Raw genomic sequence first — 5,801 nt, 5'->3', positions numbered from 1 at the left:
TTCGTTGCAGCCGGACAACTTTTCCGCTGTGCAACAAAGTTGCCTCAGAGTGCGGCGTTAATCCATTGAAATCTTAATCCGGAACCAACTGATTAGACTAAAAAACTAACGTGCTATTGTCCCTTAGCTTTTTACGTACATATTGCAAAATGGGTAGTTAAAATTGGCATTGGGGCACCAGTGACCGTTGGCGACATGGATGTCGCCGTCGAGCCTATAGGGATATATTCACGGCGAGTCACTGGGGAAACAATGACAATACTCCATAAATAGATATAAAGATCAATTGCTTCTGTCCCATAGTGAGTCAAGTAATAAAAGTGGACACCCAGCCTTAATAGCGCGGTAGTAAACCTCCGACTATGCTTTGGTTAAGCATTAAGTAATAAAAGTGGACACCCAGCCTTAATAGCGCGGTAGTAAACCTCCGACTATGCTTTGGTTAAGCATTAAACAAGGAGGTTTGTATGCCGCGCCCTCGTAGAACTCAGATAAGTCTTGAAGACACTCCCTATTACCATTGCTGTAGCCGCGTTGTTCGGCGGGCTTTTTTATGTGGCGATGATAGTTACTCGGGTAAAAACTATGACCATCGCCGTGCTTGGGTGGAGTCATTATTATTTGAACTTGAAGCGGTTTTTGCTATTGATGTGGCAGCGTTTGCGGTGATGTCGAATCATCTGCATTTGGTGCTGCGGGTGGATATCGACAGTGCCAATCGTTGGACTGACCGCGAAGTGCTTGAGCAATGGCATAAGTTGTTTAAAGGCGATGAATTAACGCACAAATTCGCTAAAGGTGAGTTGGTTGAAGCGCATGAGGTGAACAGATTAAAGCATTCAATCGCTCTTTATCGCAGCCGTTTGTGTGATATTTCATGGTTTATGCGCTGCTTAAATGAACCGATTGCAAGGCAAGCAAATCAAGAAGATAACTGCACAGGTCGTTTCTGGGAAGGTCGGTTTAAATCCCAAGCATTACTCGATGAAGCCGCAGTATTAGCCTGCATGACTTACGTTGATTTAAATCCGATTAGAGCACAACTCGCTGATACACCTGAACAATCCGACCATACCAGTATTCAACTACGTATTCGGGCTGCATTAAAAGGTGAGCAGCCGAGCAATCTCCTGCCTTTTATTGGCAACGAGTGCGACAACCAACCCAATGGCATTGCGTTTGCCTTAACCGATTACCTTCAATTGGTGGATGATACCGGCCGAATCATTCGCAATGATAAACGTGGAAGCATCAGTGAAAGTAGCGCCAAGATACTGAACAGATTAAATATTCCCCATGACAATTGGCTCAAGCTGACAACCGAGTTTGGCAAACTATTTCACGGGCCAGTGGGCACGCTGCAAGAACTGAGCGATTACTGCGAACATCTCGAAAAGCGACGACGGCACTTTGCGGCAAGCTGCCAGCACTTGCGCTGCAACTGACAACGACTTATATAACTTCGAAAGTAACCCTTGCTGAGTATCCCCTAAGAACTGGGATGATTTATCTCGTCTGAAATGCCCGATTTTTTAAGGGATTAGCGCAATTTATTGCCTCAGATGCTGTCCCTATAACTTTTGATGGTTCTTTTTTAACAATGTTAACTTTTACAAGTTGTAGGCAAACTGAAAGTGCATTATGTTGTTGATTTAAAATGGGTGGCTTGATTTATCTTGGCTTGATTTATCGTTATGTTGTTGATTTAAAATGGGTGGCTTGATTTATCGTTTGATTTATCGTTAATAAAATCAGGCCGATCAGCCCAAGCAATCCAAAGATAGATGAGTACATGGATGCTGCTCGCCTTTACTTGGGAGGTAAATAATGAAGTCTATACCATATCGTGAGGGATCTTTGTTTGCGGTTCCTCTTCGAAATAATGGGTTTGCAGTAGGCGTTGTTGCGCGCATGGCAAAAAAAGGAAAAATTATCCTTGCTTATTTCTTTGGTAAGAAATTTGAAACGATTCCTTCGTTTACAGAAATTTCGATAATGCGGTCAACTGATGCGATTAAATGTCTTCGAATTGGTGACTTAGGGTTGATTAATGGCGAGTGGCTGATTCTGGGAGATATGCCTTCATGGTCGCATAAAGATTGGCCGGTGCCAACTTTTATAAGACAGGATGAGCTTACTGGGCGAGCTTGGCGCGTTATCTATTCTGATGCTGATCCAAGCAAGCTAGATAAGGAGGAATCAATCCCATATGACACAAAAGGCCTCGAAGAATCAGATCTTTATGGTTATGGTGCAGTCGAGTTGGTAATGACTAAGTTGCTAGGATAGAAATGGAGTCTTAGAAGATATCGTGTTTTATGTTTTTGGCACCTTGGCTGCATTTCCGCTGTATTTATTTGCTGGAAAAAACTTAAGCTAAAACGATTTGGTTTATATACGGTTTTATCTTCTTTTCAAATAGTTATTTTGATTGCTTTTAAGTATATATTGATGAATAGCCTAGTATAGAGTAATAGACAACAAAGCCCACGAGTGTGGGTTTTGTTTTCTCTGGAGTCAGGTAGCCAGTCCATGCTCAGTCTGTTTGCTGATTTCCTGCGCCTTCTCATGCTCTGCCTTCTGTTAGGCAAGGTATTTACTGGCCTGGGAGATAGAGTGGACATTCAAAATAGAGTTGTATATTCGCCCCAATCTATAGAGGGCTCTTTCTTGCCTGAAACTAGGCAATTTTGCCAGCGCTCAGGGCAGTCGTGACAGGTAGAAGTGGGCAGTCTTTAACAGCAATGTGCGCAACTTGGTGCAGCGCCGCCATTAAAATTGGTACTGGCACAATTGATCGCTTCTGCTGTCTATGAGTGATCGCTTCTACTGTTTTGAGCTGCTCAGTCTGCTGTGAGTTTTGACCAAATGAGTTTTTGGAGATCATTCGCTTAAGTTCATGCAACGAAAATGGATGACTTGTTTATCGGGTTTAATACTAACGTTCAATAATCGCCTTACAAATATTAATCCAAAACCAATTAATTAGAGTAAAAAATCTAACGCGCTTTTAGCCCAAAGGGAATCAGTTTCTTCTTTAAGATTAACATCCGAAATGACAGTTGAAACCAACACAAATTCAACTGTCTCTTGAAGAGTTCTTCTGGCGAAACAACTCATTGCGATAATATTTTCGCTCTAAATTAACTGTTGGAATAAATCCTGATCAGTTAACTGTATTAACTAGAGCTTGTGACTATTCCAGGGGGATGCTCGGGGTTGTAATATCAGCTTTTAGCACTAAGACAATCAAGAAAATAACGCCTAATAACGGGAATAATCCCAGTATCGCGCCTAGCATCCCTGTGAGCTTAGGATGTGTCGTTTTTTTGCGACCGAGTGAATAACTCAATATGCCGAAAAACATCATGCTAGCGAAGAGCAACAGCAAAATCAGCAAGAACATTGACACAATAAATTCCTTTTTAATTCATATGTTAGAGCTGGATAATATAGAGTGAGTGAATGCTAAGTCAATCTTATTCATAAGGATTGAACGCATGGCGGTAAGCAATAGGTGAGTTTCATCTATTGCTGAGTGAATCCTAAAGGCCCGTAAAACAGAGAGTATCGAATAAGATCTTGATGGCGATCTAGCTAGCCATGCTACATAAACCAACATTGAGGCCCGCCTTGAGCATGTGATGCCCCCAACATTTTTACAAATTTTGAGTGTAAATGTAATGAGAATTGTTATCATTTTTGTGTATTGATAATTATTTTCAATTAAAATGCATCTCTCAAACAACAATGATGGGGAATCATGATGCAAAAAACGCTGTTAGCTACACTCATTGCGAGTTTTTTATTCGCACCAAGCACCTACGCAAGTGAAGACAAGTCCGCGACTAATATTGAGGTCATCAGTATCAAGGGAAGTCGTTTAGATAAGGCCGCAACGGCAACAGGGTTACCTTTAACTCTGCGGGAAACGCCACAATCCGTTACCATTATCGATCAAGAGTTTATTCAAAGTTTCTCACTTAATAGTGTTGCGGACTTAATGTTTTTAACCCCTGGCATTTATGCTCAAAAAGCTGAGACCAACCGCTATTTCTTTAGCTCTCGCGGTAATCCCATTACTAATTTCCAGTTTGATGGTGTGCCCGTTAACTATTCGAGTTTCTTTAATGACGCCTCAACTGACACTATATTATTTGACCGCGTAGAAGTGGTCCGTGGAGCAACGGGACTCTTAACAGGAGCGGGCGAACCATCGGCGGCAATTAACCTTATCCGCAAACGTCCTAAAGCGACACCTGGCGGCTATGTCAGCGCAAAAGTCGGTTCATGGGATAGCTACCGCGTTGAAGGCGATGCCTCTGTTGATGTGACGGACAGTGGTGCTGTGCAGGCTCGTTTTGCCGCTGCCTATGAGAAATCAGATAGTTATATTGACCTTGCCAAAGATGAAAATCTCCAAGTTTATGGCGTGATCACGGCAAAACTCAGTGACAGTACCTTATTTACCCTAGGTGCTGATTACAGTGACCGTGATCCAAAAGGCTCAACTTGGGGTGGTCTTCCTCTATTTTATGCTGATGGCAGTTTGGCCAATGATCTACCTCGCTCGACCACAACCGCAGCCTCTTGGTCGAGTTGGCAACGTAATGGCGCGAATGTTTTTGCCACGCTTGAACATGATTTTGATAATAATTGGGACCTTAAATTTGACGTCGAACATCGTGAAGATGAGATGGACGGACACTTGCTTTATCTTTATGGCGCGCCGGATAAAACGACAGGGTTAGGAATGGGGGCATCGGCGATGATCTATCAATCGACCCGTAAACAAGATGCTGCGCGACTATTTGCTTCAGGGCCATTTGAGCTCTTTGGCCGCGAGCATAAATTGACTGCGGGTTTATTGTATTCTAAGCAAGACACAACCGCAGATTCCTATTACCCATTGAATAGCATAAGTATTGGTAACTTTTTCGAATGGGATGGCTCAGTTGCCGAACCTAATTATCCGTCGACGCCAATCTATCAAGAAGGTGAGGATATTCAAAAAGGGGCCTATCTCGCGACCCAAATTAATTTACATGATCAATGGATGTTGTTACTGGGTGGCCGCATTAGCCAATATAAGTTTGAATCAAACGCGGCGGCTGACTACAACAATAGCGATGTTTTTACGCCCTACGCGGGCCTTATATACAACCTGAACGATAGCATCTCGATTTACACCAGTTATACCGAAATTTTCCAGCCACAGGATGCAAAAGACGCGAACAATAAGCGCTTAGATCCCATGACCGGAAATAATATAGAACTGGGTGCGAAAGGGGATTTCTTCGATGAGAAACTGACCGCCAGTATTGCCGTATTTAAAGTGCAAAAGGAAAATGTGGCAGAACGTGACCCAAATTATCCCACACCTCTACCAGATGGTAGCTATCCAATGCGTGGAGTGGACGGAACCAGTAACCAAGGTTATGAAGTTGAGTTAAACGGTAGACCAGTAGAAGATTGGGATCTGTTTTTCAGCTATACCCATAGTACATCGGAAGATCAAGACGGGGCAGCCTTTAGCACTCATCTACCGAAGGATCTGATTCGTTTATCCTCGCTTTATCACTTTGATGGTGCACTCGCGGATTTAACCGTTGGCGGTAACTTAAGCTGGCAGAGTAAAATTTACAAAGATGACGCAGGTCCCAATGGCGAGCGTTCCGAGCAAGATAGCTATTATCTAGTCAATCTGATGACAAGCTATCAACTGACAGACGATGCTAAAGTTCAACTAAATATCAATAACTTATTTGATAAAAAACTATTACTCCAGCATTGATTTTTAC

At 42.7% G+C, this 5,801-nt stretch carries 4 protein-coding genes; 3 read left to right on the top strand and 1 reads right to left on the bottom strand.

What is annotated here, in order from left to right:
* Positions 1-467: 467 nt before the first annotated feature.
* Positions 468-1,445: a hypothetical protein gene (locus SHEWPOL2_RS21245; RefSeq protein WP_037431476.1), complete on the top strand. Its 978-nt coding sequence runs from the start codon at positions 468-470 to the stop codon at positions 1,443-1,445.
* A gap of 382 nt (positions 1,446-1,827) precedes the next feature.
* A complete protein-coding gene (locus SHEWPOL2_RS21240) occupies positions 1,828-2,289 on the top strand; it encodes an Imm26 family immunity protein (RefSeq protein WP_037431474.1) in 462 nt (153 codons plus the stop codon).
* Positions 2,290-3,196: 907 nt separating this feature from the next.
* Here SHEWPOL2_RS21240 and SHEWPOL2_RS21230 read toward each other — a convergent pair.
* Positions 3,197-3,412 (bottom strand): hypothetical protein, encoded by a 216-nt coding sequence (locus tag SHEWPOL2_RS21230; RefSeq protein ID WP_144346306.1) that lies wholly within the window; start codon positions 3,410-3,412, stop codon positions 3,197-3,199.
* A gap of 351 nt (positions 3,413-3,763) precedes the next feature.
* Between SHEWPOL2_RS21230 and SHEWPOL2_RS21225 the strand changes: the two genes are divergently transcribed.
* A complete protein-coding gene (locus SHEWPOL2_RS21225) occupies positions 3,764-5,794 on the top strand; it encodes a TonB-dependent siderophore receptor (RefSeq protein WP_239642797.1) in 2,031 nt (676 codons plus the stop codon).
* The last annotated feature ends 7 nt before the right edge of the window (positions 5,795-5,801 follow it).

Origin of the sequence: Shewanella sp. POL2 (assembly GCF_000282755.1) — a bacterium.
In the GTDB taxonomy this organism is placed as follows: Bacteria; Pseudomonadota; Gammaproteobacteria; order Enterobacterales; family Shewanellaceae; genus Shewanella; species Shewanella xiamenensis.
The sequence above is the reverse complement of the archived record's forward strand: the minus strand, read 5'-3'. Positions and strand labels throughout refer to the sequence as shown.